Genomic DNA, 21089 nt, shown 5'->3' on the forward strand with positions numbered 1-21089 from the left:
ACCGGTAAAGGCATTAACCTGGCGCGTTACGGCTCAGCGTCATTGCCCTCCAGTGCCGCGATAGCGGGTAATAACCCTCGTACTATTGAACTGGTTGTGCAGAAGGATGAACGTGCTACTCGTGAACAAGTGATTTACTTTGCAGGCAATGACAACGATGGAGAATCGCTGGTTATTGCGTTTGATGACGATGGCTTGCGCTTTGATGCAGGCGGCGAGTCGTTCATGCACCGTCTGGATATTGCCTACATTGGCAAGCCACTGCATATCGCGGTGACTTACAACAGTCGCGACCTGGTGGTGTATATCAATGGGCAGGCACTTGAACATTGGTATGTCAATTTAAATACCGCAACGGATTATCATCTGGTTGGCCAAAAGCCAAACGGCCACTTTGGCCTGACCGGGATGGTGCGCGATGTTGCGGTGTATGACCAGGTGCTATCGACAGCAGATATCCAGCGGCACGCGAAGAGTGCGCTCAAACCGGTCACCGGCGCTGATCGCACGGAGCGTATTGTTCTTGACCAGTTTGGCCAAAAGGCCTACAGCATTGATGCGGAAGGCTATATCACCGCGCACACATTTGATCCGCAAGGCAATGAAATTGAAACACGCCGTTATGCCGAGGTTAGCCTCGCTACCCTGGCGGCATTCGGCTTTGCGCTCTCGGAAAAAACCAGTGCACTGGAATTGAAAAATGCCATCCAGGCCTATGTTGCCTTGCGTCCCGCGGCAATGGCGGCGGATCAGGTGATTACCTCGGTATACGATACCCTGGATCGTCAGATCTTTCAGGTGGATGGCGCAGGTTATGTGCGTGAAACCCGCTATGACGCTGTGGGTAATCGCGTGAAAGAGATTGCCTATGCAACAGCCCATACCGCGGCACAAATTGCGGCGTTGCCATTATCCGGTGCGATTAGCAACGCCCTGGATCGTGACACTAACTACATCTACGATGCGGCCAATCAGTTAATTGGGGTTGAGGCGGCGGATAATGCGGTCACGCAAAACCACTATAACGCCTTTGGTGAGCGAGTGCGTGTTCGCTCGGCGGTAGGTGAGGCGGATGAGCGGGAAACTCAATTTATCTATGACCGTGCGGGACGTAAGTCTGGCGAGCGCAGTGGCAATGCCATTGCGCAAGCGGGCGTGCGCAGCACAATCACCTATGATGCCTTGGGGCAGGTGATCAGTGAAGAAAATGAAGCGGGTGAAGTGACTCGCTATGTGTATGATCAACGGGGCAACCTGACGCACACCATCAATGCTGAAGGTGATGTTGCTACACAGCAATACAATGCATTCTCTGAGGTGATTGCAGAGCGTAGTGTGGCGACCCGCATTAGCCCGGCCATTGGCAACCATCAAGGAGAGCTGACCACGGCCCTGACCTCGCAATTGGTTGCTAACGCGGCGGATAGTATCCAAAGCACCGCCTATAACAAGATGGGCGAGGTGATTGGCAAGGTAGATGCTGAAGGCAATGCCACCGGTTATGTGCGCAATGCGTTTGGCGAGGTAGTTCGTCAGGATGAGTCGGTCAGTGCGTCGCAAGTACAAAGCACCGAATTTGCGTATGACCGTCGCGGTCTGAATACTTTAACTACGCGCGATCCGGAGGGAAATAATCTCTCGGTACAAAAAACCTACGATGCGTTCGGGAACCTGGTGGAGGAAACCAACTGGCGGGTGAAGGCCTCGTTTGAATTACCGGTGGCTACCTCGTTCTGGTCTGCGAATAACATTAATGGCAATACCATCAAAGATGGCGCCAGTGGAACGTTAAACGGCTCAAGTTCTTCTGGTGTTACTGTGGCGAATGAGCATCCAACGGGTAACCCGTTGCTGCAGTCATTCTCGTTTGATGGTACCAGCAGTGGTCGTACTATCTCATTGGGTACTGACTCCAAATTAAATGCCGACCATGGCACTGTGTCTTTATGGATGAAGACAGCAGATGCAGGTACGGGTGAGCGTTTATTGTTTGGTGATTACTACAGTTATCGCATCAGCCTGATAAATAACAATATTGTTGTTAACAATATTGCATCTGGCCAAAGTGCCTCACCGTCACCGGCTATCAAACTTAACGACAACAACTGGCATCACATTGCCCTGACGTTCGATAAAGATGTGGCGCAAGGTGCATCTTTGTATGTTGACGGTGAGAAGGTTTCCACATTCACCATTAACCGAGCGGCTAGCTTATATACAACGGGTATTGGTAGTACTGCTGGCAGTTATATATATAAAGGTCTGATCAGTGATGTCGGTTTGTATGCGGATGTGTTATCGGCCGATGACATCAAAAACCTGGTTGCCGCCACCAAAGCTATTGCTGGTCATCCGGAAGGCGTTGTTCGTTACGCCTATGACCAGCGCAACCAGCAAATCTCTGTTACCAATAAACTGGGCATTACCAGTTTCACCACCGTTGATGCCTTCGGTGAAACCATTTCCAGTAAGGACGCACTGGGCAATATCACCACCTATGCCACCGATAAAACGGCACGCCGTTTAACTGTCACGACAGCCGAAGGTATCCAGACCCGTACTTACTTCAACGGTCAGGGTGATGTCATTGAACTGATTGATGGCGAAGGCCATTCAACCACTTACGAATACGATGACAATGGCAACCTGGTGAAGGAAACCAATGCGGAGGGTGAAATTGTCACTCTGGTTTACGATGCGGCCAACCGTGTCACCACCGAAACCCGCAACGGAGTCGTGGTCCAGAGCACCTATGACAAAGCGGGACGGGTACTGCAAATTGCGCGCGACCCGGCCAGCACCAACCTGATTAGTACCAGCCGTTATAACACGCGTGGTCAGGTGATTGAGTCTACCGATCCTACAGGTCTGGTGACCCGGACTTTTTATGACCGTAATGGTCGTGTCGTCCGTGTGGTTCTGGATCCGAGCGGGAAAAATCTGATCACTGAATACACCTATGACGGTGTTGGCAAAATCACCGAACAGCGCGAAGCGGTGGGTACGGCGGCGCTGCGAGTCACGCGCTTTGAGTACGACGTATTAGGCCGCAAGGTGAAGGAGACGGTGGATCCGGCGGGCTTGGGGTTAGTCACCACCTACGAGTACGACCACAACAACAACCTGATCAAACAAACCGCGCCGAATGGCGGCGTAACGCGCACTTACTACGATGCAGAAAACCGTGCGCGAGTCATTGTGAATGCGGTGGGTGCGGTAGAAGCGCTGCAGTACGACGCTATGGATCAGGTGGTGTCGAGAACGACCTACAACACGGCGCTAGCGCTGAACCATGCGGCCCTGAACAGCCGCGACCCGGCGGTGGTATTGGCCGCGGTATCCGGATCCGCAAGTAATGATCGTATCACCCGCGAAGTCTTTGATCGTGATGGCCGCGTGGTGTACAGCATCAATGGCCGCAACGAAGTCACGGAAAACCGTTACGACAAGAACGGCAATGTAATTGAACAATTAAGCTACGACTACGCGATTACCCCTCCAGTGTCACCGGTGCGTTGGACAGAAACTGCTGATGTAGTTTTCAATAACGGCGTTGCCAGTAAAACAAGTGGCACTGCTGCTTGGTCGGGTAGTGTCCACAGCCGTGTTGCATATACCAATGGTGCTAATGTTAGTTTTAGCGCTGATCAAAACAATAAATACCTGATGGTGGGATTAAATACCGACCCAGCCAGTAACGATAGTTGGAACTCTCTTGATTGGGCTTTTTACTTAAGAAACGACGGCATACTGGAGATTTATGAAGGCGGGGCACTTGCGCAGAGAGTTGGTACCTATACAACAGGTGATCGCTTCAGCGTGACATTTGATGGATCTGCGGTTAAATATAGTAAGAATGGCCAGCTATTGCGCAGTGTTACCACCACTATTGAACAACCGCTCTATGCTGATTCGGCATTCCATGATGTAGGAGGCAGTGTCAGAGGGCTGGACTTTACAGGTGTGACTGAGATCACTCCTATCTCTTTTTCTACTTGGACCGAGGCTGAGGTTGCCGCCCAGGTGGCTGCTGCAGGCAACACTGACGTGACCAGCCTGCGTACGCGGATCATCTATGACGGCGTGAACCGTGAGATTTACCGTATTGATGGTCGTGGCTACGTGACTGCCAATAAGTACAGCAATAGAAGCAATCTTATTGCGGTTGTACGTCATGCTCAGGCAATCAACTACAGCACCGCAACCAGTGAGGCGGCAGTGGCAGCACAGTTGGTAGTCCATGCGGATGATCGCACGGAGCGCTACAGCTATGATCGTCTGAATCGTCAGCAATTTATGATTGATGGTAATGGTTATGCCACCAAGAACTATTACGATGCTGCGAATCGCATAATCAAAACAGAGTTTTACAGCGAAGCTCTAACTATTACAGGTACCACAGTCACCTCTTCAGCTATTCAAGGTGCTTTGGGTTCGTTTGGCAGTGACGACATCCGTCAGCGTGTTGAATATGACACATTGGGTCGCCAGACCCGGATAGAAGATGGCAATGGAGCTGCAGACACCTACACCGTTGATGCTCATGGGAACACCACCTCTCACACCGACAAGCGCGGCAAGGTCACACATCTGGTTAACGACCTATTGGGTCGTGAGTTGTACCGTATTGATGCGAGTGGCTACGTCACCCAAACGGTGTATGACGCCCTGAACAATCCAACCCGTGTTATCCAGTACGCGACCGCGATCAGCAAGTCGGGCTGGAGTAGTACGGTCAGCAAATCCACGGTAGAGGCGTTGGTCAGCCCGCATGCAGATGACCGTACCACCTACCTTGCCTACGATGCCGCGGGTGAAGAGCAATACCGTGTGGATGCGAAAGGTACCGTGACGGAAACCTCGCGTCGTGGTCATGTAATCGACACGACAGTGTACGCACAGGCTATCCCGTTAACCGGTGACCTGAGTGCCAGTGGTATTGCAGCCACCCTGTCGGGCCTTAATGCATCGGCTAACAGCCAGAATGTCACCCGTCGCAGTTTCAGTGATGAAGCGGGTCGTGCGGTCTATGAGATCGATGGCAATGGCTATGTCACCCAATCGATTTACAACAGCCAGGGTCAAGTTGAAGAGACCCGTCACTACCGCGATGCGGTATTGCTGTCGAATGCGACCAGTCGTCAACAGTTGATTAGCGTACTCACTAGCAATCCGTCTACGGTATCGGTGTACCAGCAGCAATACGATGACAGCGGCAACCTGGTAGCGACAGTATCGGATCCGGGTGGATTAGCGATCACGCGCACGCAAGTGAACAACGCGTTTGGCGAAGCGAAATCGACCACGGATGCCAATGGCAATGTCACGCAGAACCAGTACGACAAGCGTGGAGCGGTGGTATTGCAAACGAACGCGGAAGGCGAGGTTATCAGCCAGACGTATGACGCGTTTGGTCAGCGTTCGGGCGAAGTGCGCAACGGCGTACAAAGCAGCTTCGGTTACGACAAGGCAGGTAATCTGCTGAGTGAATTGAAAGACGTTGGTGGTCTTGCGGCGCAGACGGTACGGGAATACGACGGCGCAGGTCATGTCACCAAAGAGACTGGTGCCGATGGCATCGCGACAGTCACGGAATACAACGCGGTAGGTCTGGCGGTGAAAGTCACTCGCGATCCGATCACTGGCACCAACCCAGGTGGGTTGAATGTGATCACCGAGTACGTCTACAACGCACAGGGTCAAGTGGTAGAGCAACGCGAAGCGGTGGGTACGACGGCGCTGCGAGTCACGCGCTTTGAGTACGACGTATTAGGCCGCAAGGTGAAGGAGACGGTTGACCCGGCGGGCTTGGGGTTGGTCACAGAGTTTGTTTACAACAGCCGTGGTGATCAGGTAGCAGTAATTACCGGTGGTATTGCAACGGGCAATGTGCAGCGCGCCATCTACAACAAAGAACAACAGCTTACCCATGAAATCGCAGCGGATGGCGTAGTCAAGAAATACACCTATGATGCCAAAGGTCGAGTGATTGAAACCACAACCTACGCAACACCTTTGGCATTGGGGGCGTTGCCGCTGGATTTGACGGGTGCGTCTCTGAGCCTTGCTACCTCGGTCAAAGACCAGAGTATCCGCAATATTTATGATCGTGATGACCGTTTGGCGTATCAGTTTGATGCAGAGGGTTACCTCACCGAGCTGAGCTACGATCAGAATGGCAATACAGTGAGCGAGCGACGCTACGCGGCTATGACGGCTGCATTATTTGCGGCACCATCCAGCTATACCGCCGTTACCTTAAAAGCTGCGATCGCTACTTTATCGGCAACCATTTCCACCGCCAATGATCAGATCATCCGAACCCTCTATGACAACGTAAACCGCGCGATCTTCAGCATTGATTCAGCCGGTTATATCAGTGAAAACATTTTCAATGAGCGTGGGTTGCTGGTATCCAGCATCCAGTACGGCGATGTGCAGCTTGCTGATTTGGGTGTAGCAATAAACACGGTAAACACCGATCAATTCAAAGTTGCGTTAACGAATGCGTTGGCCGATGCAGGTACCACGGTTAACAAGCAAAAAGCGTCGTATTTTGTGTACGACTCGCTCAATCGCGAAGTGTTTGTGATTGATCCGAAAGGTAATGTGACTGAGTCAGTTTATGACGCCGTGAATAATGTCATTGACTCGATTAAATATGGTTCTCCGATTCAGGCACATGCGGGTATGAGCGTGCAGCAGGTACGCGCAGCTGTTGCCGGTTTATCGATTAGTAAGCTGGGAACAGCAACCCGAACTACTAGCGGGATGGCCATTCCCCAAGCCTATGAGTATCAGTCGTTTGTTCGGAACAACACACGAACCTCTGTTACTAGCAAGACTGTCACAGTCACTAACCGCACAGTAAATAGCGTAATAGGATCTTTGCAACCCTACAGTTTCGTGAACAGTGTACTGTCGAGCACTCAGGTCGTATCTACCGGCTCTGCAAATATTACCTTGGCAGAACAGTTCACTGCCAAGCCAGGCACCATCGGCTTGAATTCCTCCTACCCGACAGTGATGTATGCTGGAGCAGGTGCCTATGCCAACATGCCTGCGGCTATCCAGACAAACAGTAGCAGTGGTTTCTCGGTCGATATCAGTAAGTATATGGATCTTGCTGCTCTGGGAATGCCAACCTCGGCCGTTGCCACTATTCTGACTTATCCTGCTAGTGAGATGGATAACCCGGAAGCTGTGCCCGTAGAAACGAAGGTAACTACCTTGTTGGGACACGCCGTGGATGTCCATCCACCTCGGTTCAGTGCACAAGGTGTGACTTTAACTAACGGTGTTGTTAGTAAAACTACAGGTACTGATACATGGAATAGTAGTATCCGTAGTGGTGTTGGTTATACCAATGGAGCAAGTGTCAGCTTTGTTGCAGACCAAGCTAACAAGGCGATAATGATTGGTTTGAATACCGACCCAACCAGTAACGACAGTTACACATCGCTGGATTGGGCTTTGTATTTGAAAGCTGACGGCACTTTGGAGGCCTATCAAAATAGCTCCTTAGTCCAAACGTTAGGGACCTATGTTGCCGGAGACCAATTCAGTGTCACCTATGACGGCACTGCCGTTAAATTCATCAAAAATGGTCAGGCATTGCGCAGTGTTACTACTGCCATCACACAGCCACTCTACGCTGATTCTTCGTTCTATACCGTTGGCGGAAGTGTTAGTGGCTTTAGTTTCGACGGTACTCAATTAGCCTCTGCACCTACCGGTCGGGTTTGGGTTCCGCTGAGTAATTGGGATGGTCGTGTCAATGTCTTTGAGGGTAGTCAGATACCGGAAGGCCATCACCTGATTAGTGTGGAGTTACGCTATGACGCCGCTGCAGGGAATTTGGATACCGGCATTATTACTGCGGGCGTTACGGCAGCCACTGGCGCCACTGGCGTGTTTGCAGGCTCGCGTTTACCTGTGGGAAGAGTTGCACAACCGATTTACAACCAATCAATTGCGGTAACCACAGCTGGAACCTTACGCAATGCGAACTTGTCGTTAGATTTATCGAGCTTGCCATACCAAGGCAGGGAATTAGAGTTTAGTTATTGGCCTACCTCAAATCCAGACGAGATCAATACGCTGGATATAACTGCCAATGGTAGCGGCGTCATCACACCGGCGCTCACCGGGCTATTGGCAAGTACGGGATACTCTTTCGAAATTTCCATTCTTGACTCCAAACAGCAGGCGATTAGGAGCGTTTCCGGCGTATTTAATACCACTGGAGCGGGTACCGTTTCGGTGAATCCATATTGGATTGCGTTGCCTGAAAACTTTGAAGCCGCTTCAAGCAATATTGGCTTAACGCGTCAGCTTTCCTGGTCATCTATTCCGTTATCTGGCGTGAGCAAACAAGAAATCAGTTATCGCAAAGTGGGTGATACTGATTGGTTGACTGCATCGGTTAATAAAGAAGGCTCTTTGGATTCCGTGAGCCTGGAGGACATTATTGCCGGTAACACTTACGAGTTCACGGTGGTGTACGCCGATGGTAAGGGTAAAGTGTTACGAAGCCTTCAAGGTAATTTTACGGCCACTATTGACGGTGGCGCTGTTTCGGTCGCCGAATCTCTGAATTACTCTGTACAAGAAGTCAGTGCTGGCAGCTCGTTGGATGGAGTGATTAATCCTTATGATATTTGGGCGATTGATAAAGTAGTTGCGCGCGTTTACGGTGTAAACAGTTCTGGGCAGATCGATCGTAGCCAATTAATTAGTCAGGCAGAAACCAGACCTTTCGAGGCCTACAACTGGGCAACCCAGAATGGTAGCGCCTATACCGGAAGCATAAACCTTAGTATGGGTAATCAGCTTACAAGTTTGGCTGGAGGAGCTGCAGGTAAGTATTACGTTGAGTTGGACTACTACCAATCAGGATCCGTCACGCCGATTACCAAAACTCCCTTCTATTTTGAGGTTAATGACGCGTCGCGCAAGCAACAGCAATTAGTAATTCCCAAACCGGATTACGACCTGAAAGCAACTGATCAAATTATCTTTAAGTATAAATTAACTAGTAGTTCCACTTGGATTACGTTGCCTGCTAACTACAAAAACAATGAGGTCGTTGCTGATTTTGGTAGCGCGCTTGCTGCTGGCGACTATCAATTTTCAATAGAGATCAAAGGTGCTGGCGGTGAGCTGATTAGATCCGCTACTGGGAATTTTGCGGGTTCTCCTGCATCAAATGTTACTCAAAATATAAATTGGAAGAAGCTTGCGCTCTCTTCTAGTACTAGCGGTGTCAGTTTGCGTGGTTATTTGAATGCCGCTGAAGCGGCGAGCTTGAGCCACGTTCAAGTAGTTGTGCGTGATTTGGGGCAGGCATCGAAACCCATTGTGAATGGTTCTAATGTTTTAACCTACATAGACCCTGTGAGTATCACTAATGGCACCTTCACTGGCGATATCAACCTGAAAATTGGCAGCGGTTTGGCGAATGGTTACTACCAGATCGACATCACGAAAGTCAGTAAGAGTGGTGTGACCAGCGTAGAAACCATTAGCTATCGTTTGGGCACCCAATCTGTTGAAACCACCAGCTTCACAATTCCGGATGTGAACGCAGTACCCAATGCCACAGCGAAGCTGCGTTATGCGTTGTCGGGAAGTAACAGTTACACCGAAATTCCTGCAGTAATTAATGCCAGCGGTTTGGTTGTGAGTGCACAGAATTTTGCGGCGGGCAATTACGATCTTGAAATTGTGTTCACAGATATTGACTCAGAAAATACCGTCAGAGTGATTGAGGGTAATCTGGTTCTGGGTGCGGATAACACCTTCCAGGTATCGCTCAATGATGCGGGTACAGCGGGCAATAACCGCTTCGCTGCGCAACACAACCGTCAGGTATACGACAGCCTGGGGCGTGTTGTGTACTCGCTGGATACCGCCGGCTATGTAACTGGCTACACCTACGATGCCTTGGGGCAGCAAAAATCGAAAACGGTTTATGCACAACCGGTATCGATCAGTGGCACCTTGACCGTGGCAGGCATCGCCGCACAACTGACGGCGCAAACCCTGAGCGCAGGCCAATACAACGGCAAGGTACAGGTCGAGTACGACGCTGCTGGTCGTCAGAAATATGCCATTGATGAAATGGGCAAGGTGGAAGAGTTTGTGTATGACAGCCTGGGCAACCGTCGCCAGGCCATCAATAAAAATAATTACACCAGCTATTACGACTACGATGAAAATGGACGTGTAGAAAAAGAGTTCACACCGCGCACGCTAACTACTACCGCGACCCAGTTCCTGGGTCAGGCGTATGCTGCTGTAGGTGCCGATGTCGGTCAGGTGAAAACCTATCAGTACGATGCCTTTGGCAATCTCACGCGTGCGCGCACCTACCATGCGAACCTGGCGTTGACTGATGCTTTGGTGGGTGATTACACCGAAGTGGTCACGGTTTACGATAAAAACAATCGCAAAACCAGTGAATCAACCACTACGTACACCTATGTGAATAGTGTGGCGCAACCAAGCCTGATCAGCTCAATCACCTACACCTACGATACGTTTGGCAATGTTCGCCAGGAAACGCAAAACGGCACAGTGACTGTGTATGAATACGACAATCGTAATCAGTTGCTGAAAGAAACCAAAGGTACAGCAGCGGCTGACAAAGTGGTTGTGCAATACGCCTACGATAATTACGGCAACCGCATAGAAGTCACTGACGGTCGCGGTTACGAACTGGCCTACAGCAACTCGGACTGGGCGAAACAAGCCCGTACCGAATTGGGTTACTCGGTATTACAGGAATCGCTCAGTGAAGATGACCGCCTGGATTTGCAGTGGATCTACACCACCGAACGCCGTGTGGATTTGTTAGGTAATCGTTACGCCGAATCCGATGGTAATGGCAACACCACCACAACGGAGCTGGATGCGTTTGGCAACATAGTCAAAACCACCGATGCTGCCGGGAATGTGGGCTATTTCTATTACGACAGCCGCAACCAATTGCGTCTGCAAGTCAGCCCACTGGGGCAACTGATAGAAAATAATTACGATGCGGCTGGCCGTATGACCAGCTCACGTGAATATGCAGCGACCCTTGATGCCTCACGCCTGAAAACCCACATGAGTATTGCCGAGGTTCTGGCCATGGCGACTACGGCAGCGGCCGATCATGTCACCAGCAAAACCTACAACGCTCGCGGTGAACTGGTGACTGAGCTGGATGCATTAAGCCAAACCACACAATACGCCTACGATAACCAGGGCAACCTGCTGTACCGCGAATTGCAAGGTGCCTCTACCGTTCGTTGGGATTATCTCTACAACGCCAACAATCAACTGATGGGTGAGCGCTCACCGGTGGTGGAAAAAATTGTTGCGGGTAGTGTGACCAATACCCAGTTGTACACTGAATACCGTTATGACGCATTTGGTAACCAGACGCAGCGCAATGAGCTGGGTGGAAGTCCACTGGAGAAAGTTAGCTACCGGGCGGATGGACAGATTCTGGAGACTGTGAAGGAAGGAAAGCTGGAGCGTCATCAGTACAACAACAATGGCCAAATTGTTGCCACCTACAACGCCACCAATCAGTTGCTTGAGCGTCACTACTACAACACGGCGAATCAACGCATTGCCACCGTGAAAGGTGATGGTGCTTTGCAGATGTTTGCCTATGACAAAGCGGGCAATTTAATTTCCGAAAAAGTCTACGGTGATATTGCGCGAAATTATCTGGATGCAACGGGTAAAGTAAGTGCGTCCGTACTCAGCAATGGCTCATTGAAGCTGTTCACGTACAATGCCAACGGCACTGTAGCCTCGCAAGTGACGCACACAGATAAAACGTTTATCGAGCAATACATTGTTAACACCAATGTTGTGCCGGTGGCCGCCGATATCAATAATTATCGCGAAACCACCTATAGCTACGACGCCAATAACAAATTGTTATCCAGCGCCTCGCGTGAGGATTTACTGTTTGTCAGCAATCCTGCCAGTGCGGGCAATTTTGAAATTGGCCGCAGCGTTAACTCACAGGTTTACGATGAGTTGGGCAACAAGATTGCGACTATCGATGCACGCGGTAACGTCAGTCGTTTCTATTACGATGCGACCGGTAAGTTGTTACTGGAAATCAGTGCGACTGGCAGTGTCAGTCGTTATGGTTACGACAGTTTTGGTAATCGCACGTCGCAAATTCAGTATGCGCAATTAATTGATACCAGCTTGCTGGGCGATGTAGAAAGCCCAAGCCTGTTGTTGGAAGACTTGCAGCAGTTGCTGACTGGCCCTGGCTATGTGGTTAACAAGAATAACCGTACGTTTACTTATGAGTATGATGCGAATAATCGTTTGACACGAACTATTCAGCATGATGTGGATGTTTCTTTATCAAGCTCGACTGCAGGGTCAACTCCATCGTCTGCAAGTGCGTCTCAGTTGGTGACTGATTTAGTTTATGACCGTCTCGGTAATAACACCAAAATCACAACTTTCGCTCGCAATAAAACAACCCTCGCGTTGATCGGTACGGCGCAAGTAACAGAGCAGATTTTTGATAAGTTGGGTCGAATGATTGAAAGTAAGGGCGCAACCTTTACTGATTATCAAAGCCAGGCCACGCAATTACGTACCCATTATTATTACAACTACGATAACAATGTAACGCGTGAAACTGATTTAAATAAAAATGGAACTGTTGGTCGTCAACAAGATACCAGCTATACCGCCGCAGGGGTTGTAAGTGAAAGTCATGGTAACGATTCGCATATTATCAATACCTATAATTTAAATGGGCAGATTTATACGCAGCGCGATCAAGTGCGCGGTACATTAACGACCTATACCTACGATAATCTCGGTCGTGAAATAGATCGTAAGGTAGAAAGTGTCAATGGCGTTGGCGTAGTTACTGGCACTCTGGCAACTTACCAAACCCGTTACGACGCCTATGGTCAAGTAATTGCCAAGGGGCAAAATGGTGGCTGGCAGGAATATTTTGTATATGACCTGCACGGCAACCAGATCAAATCCAACAATGAAGGCGGTGTCGATAAATTCTATTTCTACGACGCGGCTGGTAATGCCACTCTCACGTTAAATTCTACTAGCCTGAACCTGCGTGATTTAACGCGCGAGCAAATTTTGGATCGTGCGCAAACACGCGAAGAAAACCTGTTTGTTCACATCAATCATTTCGATGCAAGCAATCGTATGATTGGTGAAACAGAATCGCGCTTTGAAGAATTGTATAACGCGATCGTTGCAGCAAATGGCCAGGTCAGTCAGGGCGCCAGCTTGTTCACCGGCGGTAATGTCAAATTATCCTCAGAGCTTACGTACCACGTGAATGTGCGTATGAAGGCTGAGCGCCACACTGGTGATAAAGGTCGCGATCGCCTGAAAAGGTTAAAGTTGCATCCATTTACGTTTTGGATGGAGCCGTTGCGCGCCTTGGGGCGCAATATCAAAGTCGAGTGGGGCGTAAATTGGAACGATCAAACGCTTGAAAATCCAGAGATTATTTTTAATTTAAGCGATTCCAATTGGACGAAGGAATATATTCAGGACTTTGATTCTGGAGTGGAGAATCGCCCCAGTTCTGATGATATTCAAAGCAAGCGCCGCTTCTGGACTCTCAATTTGCGTATCAGCGCACAATCGAAAGATGGTTCATGGGAAGTGCTGAATGAAACCTTTGAGAATATTTATTGGAATGGTAAGAAGCCCAGTTGGCGAGGCGAAGAACGAACCAGCAATGACCATCACTACTACAATTTGCCCGCGCGTATTGAGTTAACCAATCAATCTGTCAATGCACGTCGAGTTGATTTCACGTTCACTGATTCTGTCGGCAAACAGCAAACGCTGCAGGCCAGCAAAGTGCATGATAATACTGGCACCACTTGGTTGGTGGATTACACGGCCGTGCGTGAAATGGCCGGCAATAATTTGGTGAATTACACCTACAAAGTCTACGACTTGAATGGCAAAGTCATCAATGCGGCAACAGGTCAATTGAATTATTCTGCGACCACTGCAACGCATACTAACAGTATGTCTGAGGCGGTGTACCTTACTTCACTGCGCTCACAAATTGGCAACGGGCAATTGGCGTCAACCGCGATTAATCGTGAGCAAGGTTATGATGCGTTTGGAAAAATTGCCTATCAGACTGACTGGTTCACTACAGGAACAGCCGATGGCGACAAACTAATTACCCGCTTCACTTATGATCAGCGCGGATTACTTTTAACCAAAGTCAATCCACAAGTGACTTCGGTGGGCGAAAATGGTGTCGCTAGCGAAGTGAAACCGCAAATTACTTACTACTACGACCAGTTTGGCAACACCATTGCCGAGCGCGATGCGAACGGCAATATCACCAAACAAGTCTGGGCGGCGGGCAAAGTCGTTAAAACTATTTATGCCGATGGCGGTGTGCGTGAAGTTAGTCTGGATGCCCTGGGTGATGAGCGTATTTCGAAAAATTACGGCTACACCCAAAACCTGACTTATACCTACGATTACAACACCGCCAAAAAGACCGTTGCCGCAACGGGCGCAGGAATAAATGGCACGCTCACTCGTACATATGACGGAGCGGGCAACCTCGTTTATGCCAAGAAGCGAATGTCGACTTCCACAACTACGACAGCCGATGTGGAAAGCTTCCAATCATTCGATGGCTTGGGGCGTTTGATATCAAGCCATGAAATAGCTGGGGGCCTGCTGCAGCACGATAATAGCAAGACCTACACCTATTCGTGGGTTGCGAGTATTGGCGGGGTCATCGGTGGATATCGCTTAACGACCACGCGCAGTTACACCGGCGGTAGCAAATATTCTATAGATGATACCGATTATTTTGGACGCAACTATGTGCATCGCGATGAAGGTGGTCACACCTTCAACTACACCTACAACTATGTAGGCAGCCTGCGCGATCAAACCAGCAGCACCGGTCAGGATATTAGCTATCGCTACTACGCCAATGGTCGCCTGATGCAAACCAATGATCGCGGTGTAAATAGCTACACGAATTTCGAGTACGATATTCGAGGCAATAAAACCCGCGAACAAGTTTACAGTGTCAATGAATTTGGTCAGCGGTTGTATCGTCAGGACACCAAGGCGACCTACGATGCAGCGAATCGTCTGCAATTCCTTGACGACGAACGCTACACCATTCGTTACAGTTTTGACGCGAACGGCAATATTCGTTCAATGACGTCAGAATACAAAACCCTGGATGAAAACAGCCGTGTAATAGGTATCGGTAATAAGCAGTCCTACTGGTACACCTACGACAAGCTAAATCGCTTTGTCATTACCAAGGGAACTATGAGCCGTGATGGCGTTATTAGTCGTGGTCAGCACGGAACTCAGGTTACTTATGTTACTTCAGGTGCAGGGGCATACTCCGGGCGTCGCTTAACGGCAATTAATCCTGATGGAACTATGGAGACCTATGGTTATGATACCCACGGACATCTGGCCTCCATCAAAATCCGCAAACCTAATACCAGTACCGATATTCTGGCGATGTCTCGTACTAATGATGTGGAAGGTAATGCGCTGGCGTTTAAAGAATATGCCTATCTGACTTCACAACTCACACGCAACGAGTTGACGACTTATAGTTCTGCCGGACAGGTATTGCGGACTGTCGATACCGCGACTGGTGTAAGTCTGAAAACGGAAAATATTTATAATTTCGATGGTTCTTTGGCTGTGCGCGAAGAATATGAAGGCACAACACTTGATTCGAAAACCACTTACGAATATGAGCTGTGGGATAGCTACAAACAAAAAACGGTGAAGAATTTTAGCTACAGTGGCGATCATGATCTTGATGGTACCAGCCAATATATTTACAACGTAAATGGCCATTTGCGTGAGCTGCGCGATATCGACGGCGAGCGCAAGATGAGTTACGTCAATGACCATGCTGGGCGTATTTTACAGCGCGTGGAAATTGGTGCAAACAAAGTGGGGTCCTTTAAAAACTTCCACAATTACTATTACTTCAATGGTATGGGTATTGGTGATTTTGGTAAGGGCATTAGTAGTAGCCACAACTATGCAGAATCCTTAACGCAAGCGAAGGACGCTTTCATCGGGGCGCAAGCAGGTCTAGAAAAAAATAAAGAAAACAAAGATCTGCAAAAGCAATCCAAAGCGATGGGGGATGCTTCTGCAAAAGCCATGGTGAACGCAGTCACCTCCGCCGACTTTGATAATAACTATTCTGCGATCAAGGCCAGCTCATCGGCGGAAACATATGTTGTTCGTCGCACGGGTGAAGACCTTAAATCAATTGCGCTCGCCCTGTTTGGCGATAGCAAATTGTGGTATGTCATTGCTGATGCGAATGCGTTAACACCGGATACGCAATTGTCAGCGGGGCAGATTCTGACGATTCCACAATCGGTCAGTAACATCAGCAACACCAGTGCAACCTTCAAGCCGTTTGATCCAAGCGAAACCCTGGGCAACGTATCACCCACCTTGCAAGATCCGCCTGCGCCGAAAGGCACAGGTTTGAAACAAGCACTGGTGATGATTGTTACCATCATCGTGGCAGTCATTGTCACCATCATCACTGCTGGTATGGCGTCACCGCTGTTGCAAGCTGCAATCGTTGCAGTTGCAGCAAACGTTGCTGGCCAAGTCACTGCTATGGCAACTGGCCTCCAAGCCAAATTCGATTGGGGTGCAGTGGGTGAAGCTGCCGTAATGGGTGTACTGACGGCGGGCATGGGCAACATCGGTTTGGGTGCTGCTGGCTCATTTACCAATACTGTGACCAATGCTATGGCACAGCAAGCATTGACTGCCACCGCGAAGGAATTAATTGCCGTATCCAAAGGTGAGAAATTCAATTGGAGCAATGTCGCCAAGAGTGCTGTTGCTGGTGGAATAAGTGCGGGCGTAATGGCTGGTATTGGCAAGCTCAACACCGGTGGTAAAACTGCCGATGTGAAAGCAAGTGCACCTGCGCAAGCACCAACCGTGAGCTTTAGTAGTGTTGCGAGCACATTTGTGACCTCGACATTGCGTAGTGCAGTCAGCATGAAAATTGAAGAAGCCGTCTTCAAAGATGATGAGCATAAATTCAGTTGGGGTAGCGCTGCCGCCGCAGGGTTACGTTCATCGCTTGACCATGCGTTTGTAGATACCAATGATAAAGTTCTGGCTGCAAGAAATAATCCCGGCAAGTCAGCCACCTTTATTGGCAGGGACGTATATAAAGATGAAAATGGTAAATCGCAGTTTACTGATTGGGCCAACACTGGCGATGTGCTGAAAGAACAATTCCAGTTAGCGAAAGAAGATTTTGCAGCAGCTGGAAAATGGGTGTCGGAGCGCTTGAGCGGTACAGCTACACCGCAAGTGGCGACCTTGGCTGCCGCAACAATTGCTTCACCGCAACCTGTAGCAGTTTCTCTACTGCAATCCGCAGGTATTGAATTCCAGTCGCCATCCACTGTGTCAGAGCAAGATGCGCAAAGAAACATGACTGTGCAAGTGGAAAACGTGAGCGCAACATTGTCCCAGTCAGCAACGACAGAAATTGTCGCCAAGCCAACAACCGTTGTTGCGCGTAAAGGTCAAGGCATTTCGTCTCTGGTCGGAACGAGTGATCCAAAAGCGATTGGTGACTTCATTTTGCTGAATGGTTTGAAAAATGATGTGATCCAAGAGGGGCGCGAGTACAAGTTACCGAACGGCCAAGATCTAGGTAACAACAAAGGGTTGGGTCAGCAAGCGCTGAATATGAGTAACGCCAGACTCGCGCAACAAGCCGAACGCAAAGCCGCAGCAGCAAAAGCAGCGGCGGAAGCCAAGGAAATCGCCGCCGCCGCTTCAGCTCCACCGGCAGTTGTTGCTCAGCCTGTGGTGGCTCCACAAACAACAAACGTAACGACGCGTGAATCAATTCGTGCTCACTACGAACAGTTAAAAGACAATGCGGTGGAATCTCGCAACCCATTGGATTATGTGTTTGCTTCTTTCGAACAAAAATTCGCAGAAGTAACATATGAAGCTAAAGCAACACTTGCTGGCATGAAGGAGTCAAATAACCAATATTACGATGGGGTGATGGATCGAGGTGCTGCGAGCTCAAGCCCAGTGAAGTATTTCGGTGGCTTGATTGGCAAAGGCGCGAGTAATCTTTTCTACGCTGGTGCTAATGGTGCTATCAGTTTGATTGAAAGTCCTGTGCAGGGCGGTCAGGGAGCATTAAAAGCGGTAACGCTGAACTTTGGCCCGACGTTATTCAATGGTGCCGTAAATCTCACTAAAACCTCTATGGATGGGCTTACTTTAATCGCTGAAGAATTACCAGGCGTTGATCGTGGTACATTTGAAGGGTTCCGTACCACAACAGCGTTTAATTTGGAAATGCCGTTGGCTTATGAGAATGACGCTGAGCGGTCGGGAGCATTTTTAGGCGAGCTTATAGCTGGCGGAGTGATTAATAAATTCGGTAAATTGGATATTACCCCGCCGCCTATGAAAGGTTCATCAGGAGGAATGAAACCCTTATCAACTCAAAGAGGTGCTGTTGGTGATCAGAGTAATTTACCACCGGCAACCTTGGGTACCTACACCGATGATTTGAGTAGAGCTGATGTTCCTGATGCAGTAGGTCCAAATAGCGTCAATGTGCAGTTGGATAAACCTGCAACAGCAACTCGCCAAACTGGCCCTGTTGTCATTGAAGATTTACCAACGCAACCGTTGCCAAAAGATATGCGCAGCGTTGGCTCGGTGGATATTAAGCAGTTAGATTCTCCAAGACATGATGTATCTGGCACAGGTAAATCACAGTCTATTGAGGTCAAAAACAAAGATGTTGTGATTAAAGGTGGATATCAGGTAAATCATCAGGGAATTCCGACAGATTACCTAGATGAAGTGGCGGCGGCTACTAATAGAAGCCGTGCAGAAATAGAAAAACTGTATGATGATATGGAAAATGTTAACGGAATAGATTACAGGTCCCACATTGATAAATATGTTGAAACTAATAAGTTTGGTGTTGATTTAAAAGATGCCCATATGATAATGGGATATACAACCAATTTTTTCATGAAGGGGCGGCTTGCACCTAAAATGATAAAAGGGGAAGAACTATCTGCCGCACAGACAACCTTAGTGAAAAGTATCAATAATGCTCTGGAAAAACTGCCGTCTGAATCCGGGGTATTTTTCAGAGGTTTAGGTAAAGGAACTCTTCCTGATTGGTTCGATAAAAAATATGCAACTGGAAATGTAATAACCGAAAATCATTATGCTTCTGTTAGTAAGAAGTTAAGTCCAGAGTATGATAATGGCGGTAGATTTATGGAGATTCATGCCACAAACGTTAAGGATGTTTCAGCATTGGCAATGGATGTAAATTTTGCCGATAAGATCGGGCAGGTTAAAGCAAGTTCTGAACATCTGATTGCGTCTGGATTTGTTGTGAAAGTTAAAAGCAATAATGGGTCCAAGATTATTCTGGAGCAACTTAAGTAATGGCTACGCTGCATAATAAAGAGTTGAATTTGAGAGAATTAAAGGCCTCAGATTTTTGCGCTGAGATACCAGGTGCGTTTATATGTAATGTTTTTTGGGTGGAAGATGAAAAGTTGGTTGTTGTTGAAGAGTTAAACGGAAACAATGTGCATACATCTTTATTTGATTCAGCTTCTCTCGAAAAAATATCAGTTAAGTCGAGGTATGAAAAATATAATAACCTAGAGTTGATAGAAAGAAAGTTCGAGTATGAGCTCTATACGCTGATAGTTGTTAATCCTGAGTTTGGCGGTGAGGTATTGCAGGAAAAGGTATTTCTAAATGGTCAGATGATGTATTTTGAGGAGCGTGTGCGGTACAGTCGTATAGCTACACCTTCATTGTGGGAAAGATATAGTGAATATCTTTCGTTAAAAAATAATGAGCGGAGCAGCTTGTTGGTTGACTTGAGTCAATATACTAAGATGTCTATGAATGAAAAAGTAGCTTTCCTTCGCGGTAGATTTCACGATGTACATAAGCAAAGTTATGAGCTAGGCATCCCCATTGAATGCATGTTTTTATCGAGAGAGGAATTTGTTGAATATGATAAAGATGCAGATTTTAGAATTGCTTTGCTCGAGGTTCTGAGGCTGGAGCTGCATTTTTCAGGGGGTGATATTGATGATGTTTTTGAGAAAATAGTTAAACATCACGGTGGGCAAATTGCTTGTTGAGTTGGCTATAGCTGATGCGTATGCATCTGGTTTCGAATTTTCTGATTTTCAGAAAATTAAAGCTTGCAATAATTTAATGGCTTATTTAAGTCATGATTTATACGGCTTTACTGCTAAGTATACGGATGACACTCAAATGTCTATAGCAATAGCTGAGATGTTAGTTAATGGGTGTGAGTGGACTGAGCTCAACGTAGCAGATAAGTTGGTCCAAAGTTTTCGCCGTGACCCTAGGAATGGATATTCAAAAGGTTTTTATGAGCTTCTGATATCGTCGAACTCTGGGAAAGATCTTATTTCCAAACTTAATCCTAAAAGTGAACGTAATGGGGCTGCGATCCGCTCAGCCCCGATAGGTTTTCTTAAAAGTAAAAAGGAAATCGTTGCAGCTGCAACTGTTCAAGCAAAGGTAACTCACAATACCTCTATCGCTATTAATTCTAGTTGTGCTGTTGCACTAAGTGCTCATTTTGGGTTGCATTGTGAGGGCAAACTGCTGGAGTTAGACTGTTTTTTAGAGCGAGAAGGTTTCGGCGAGTGGGATTATTTATGGAGAGGTACACCTTCAGTAGAAGCTTATGAGACGGTTAGTGCGGCGCTTACTTGCGTGAGAAGAAATGATAAGCTAAGCGCGCTATTAGTAGATTGTACTGCTTTGGGAGGTGATACTGATAGCGTTTCAGCTATTGCTATCTCTATAGCTACTTGTTTTGATGAATATATACATGACTTGCCAGCTCACTTAATTGATGGCTTAAATGAGCCTCACTACGGTATTTCATTTTTAGCTGATCTTGATAAAAAATTAGAAAGACTGTACTTATAGTCGTACCTTTAAAAGGTTTAATAATTGAA

The 21089-nt window shown here is 48.1% G+C and carries 3 protein-coding genes (1 of these 3 running past the window's edge); all 3 read left to right on the forward strand.

The genetic code is table 11. From position 1 onward, the window contains the following. Tightly spaced (each overlapping or abutting the next), the 3 genes in view from D0C16_RS24580 to D0C16_RS22545 form a layout consistent with a single transcriptional unit that may run on beyond the window. Window positions 1-19518, forward strand: the 3' portion of a protein-coding gene (locus D0C16_RS24580) for a calcium-binding protein (RefSeq protein WP_151034420.1). The gene continues 16335 nt to the left of window position 1, outside the view; the window shows 19518 of its 35853 coding nt (coding positions 16336-35853); its start codon lies beyond the left edge, outside the window; its stop codon occupies window positions 19516-19518. Continuing rightward, a complete protein-coding gene (locus D0C16_RS22540; RefSeq protein ID WP_151034421.1) occupies window positions 19518-20234 on the forward strand; it encodes a hypothetical protein in 717 nt (238 codons plus the stop codon). Before D0C16_RS24580 ends, D0C16_RS22540 begins: the two co-directional genes overlap by 1 nt. After that, window positions 20224-21060, forward strand: coding sequence for an ADP-ribosylglycohydrolase family protein (locus D0C16_RS22545; RefSeq protein ID WP_151034422.1), 837 nt, complete (start codon window positions 20224-20226; stop codon window positions 21058-21060). Before D0C16_RS22540 ends, D0C16_RS22545 begins: the two co-directional genes overlap by 11 nt. The last annotated feature ends 29 nt before the right edge of the window (window positions 21061-21089 follow it).

It is taken from the genome of Cellvibrio sp. KY-GH-1 (assembly GCF_008806975.1).
Taxonomy (GTDB): Bacteria; Pseudomonadota; Gammaproteobacteria; order Pseudomonadales; family Cellvibrionaceae; genus Cellvibrio.

Excerpts from the sequence above, each read along its gene's own strand:
- D0C16_RS22540 (WP_151034421.1), top strand. The coding sequence starts at position 19,518 with ATGGCTACGCTGCATAATAAAGAGTTGAATTTGAGAGAATTAAAGGCC.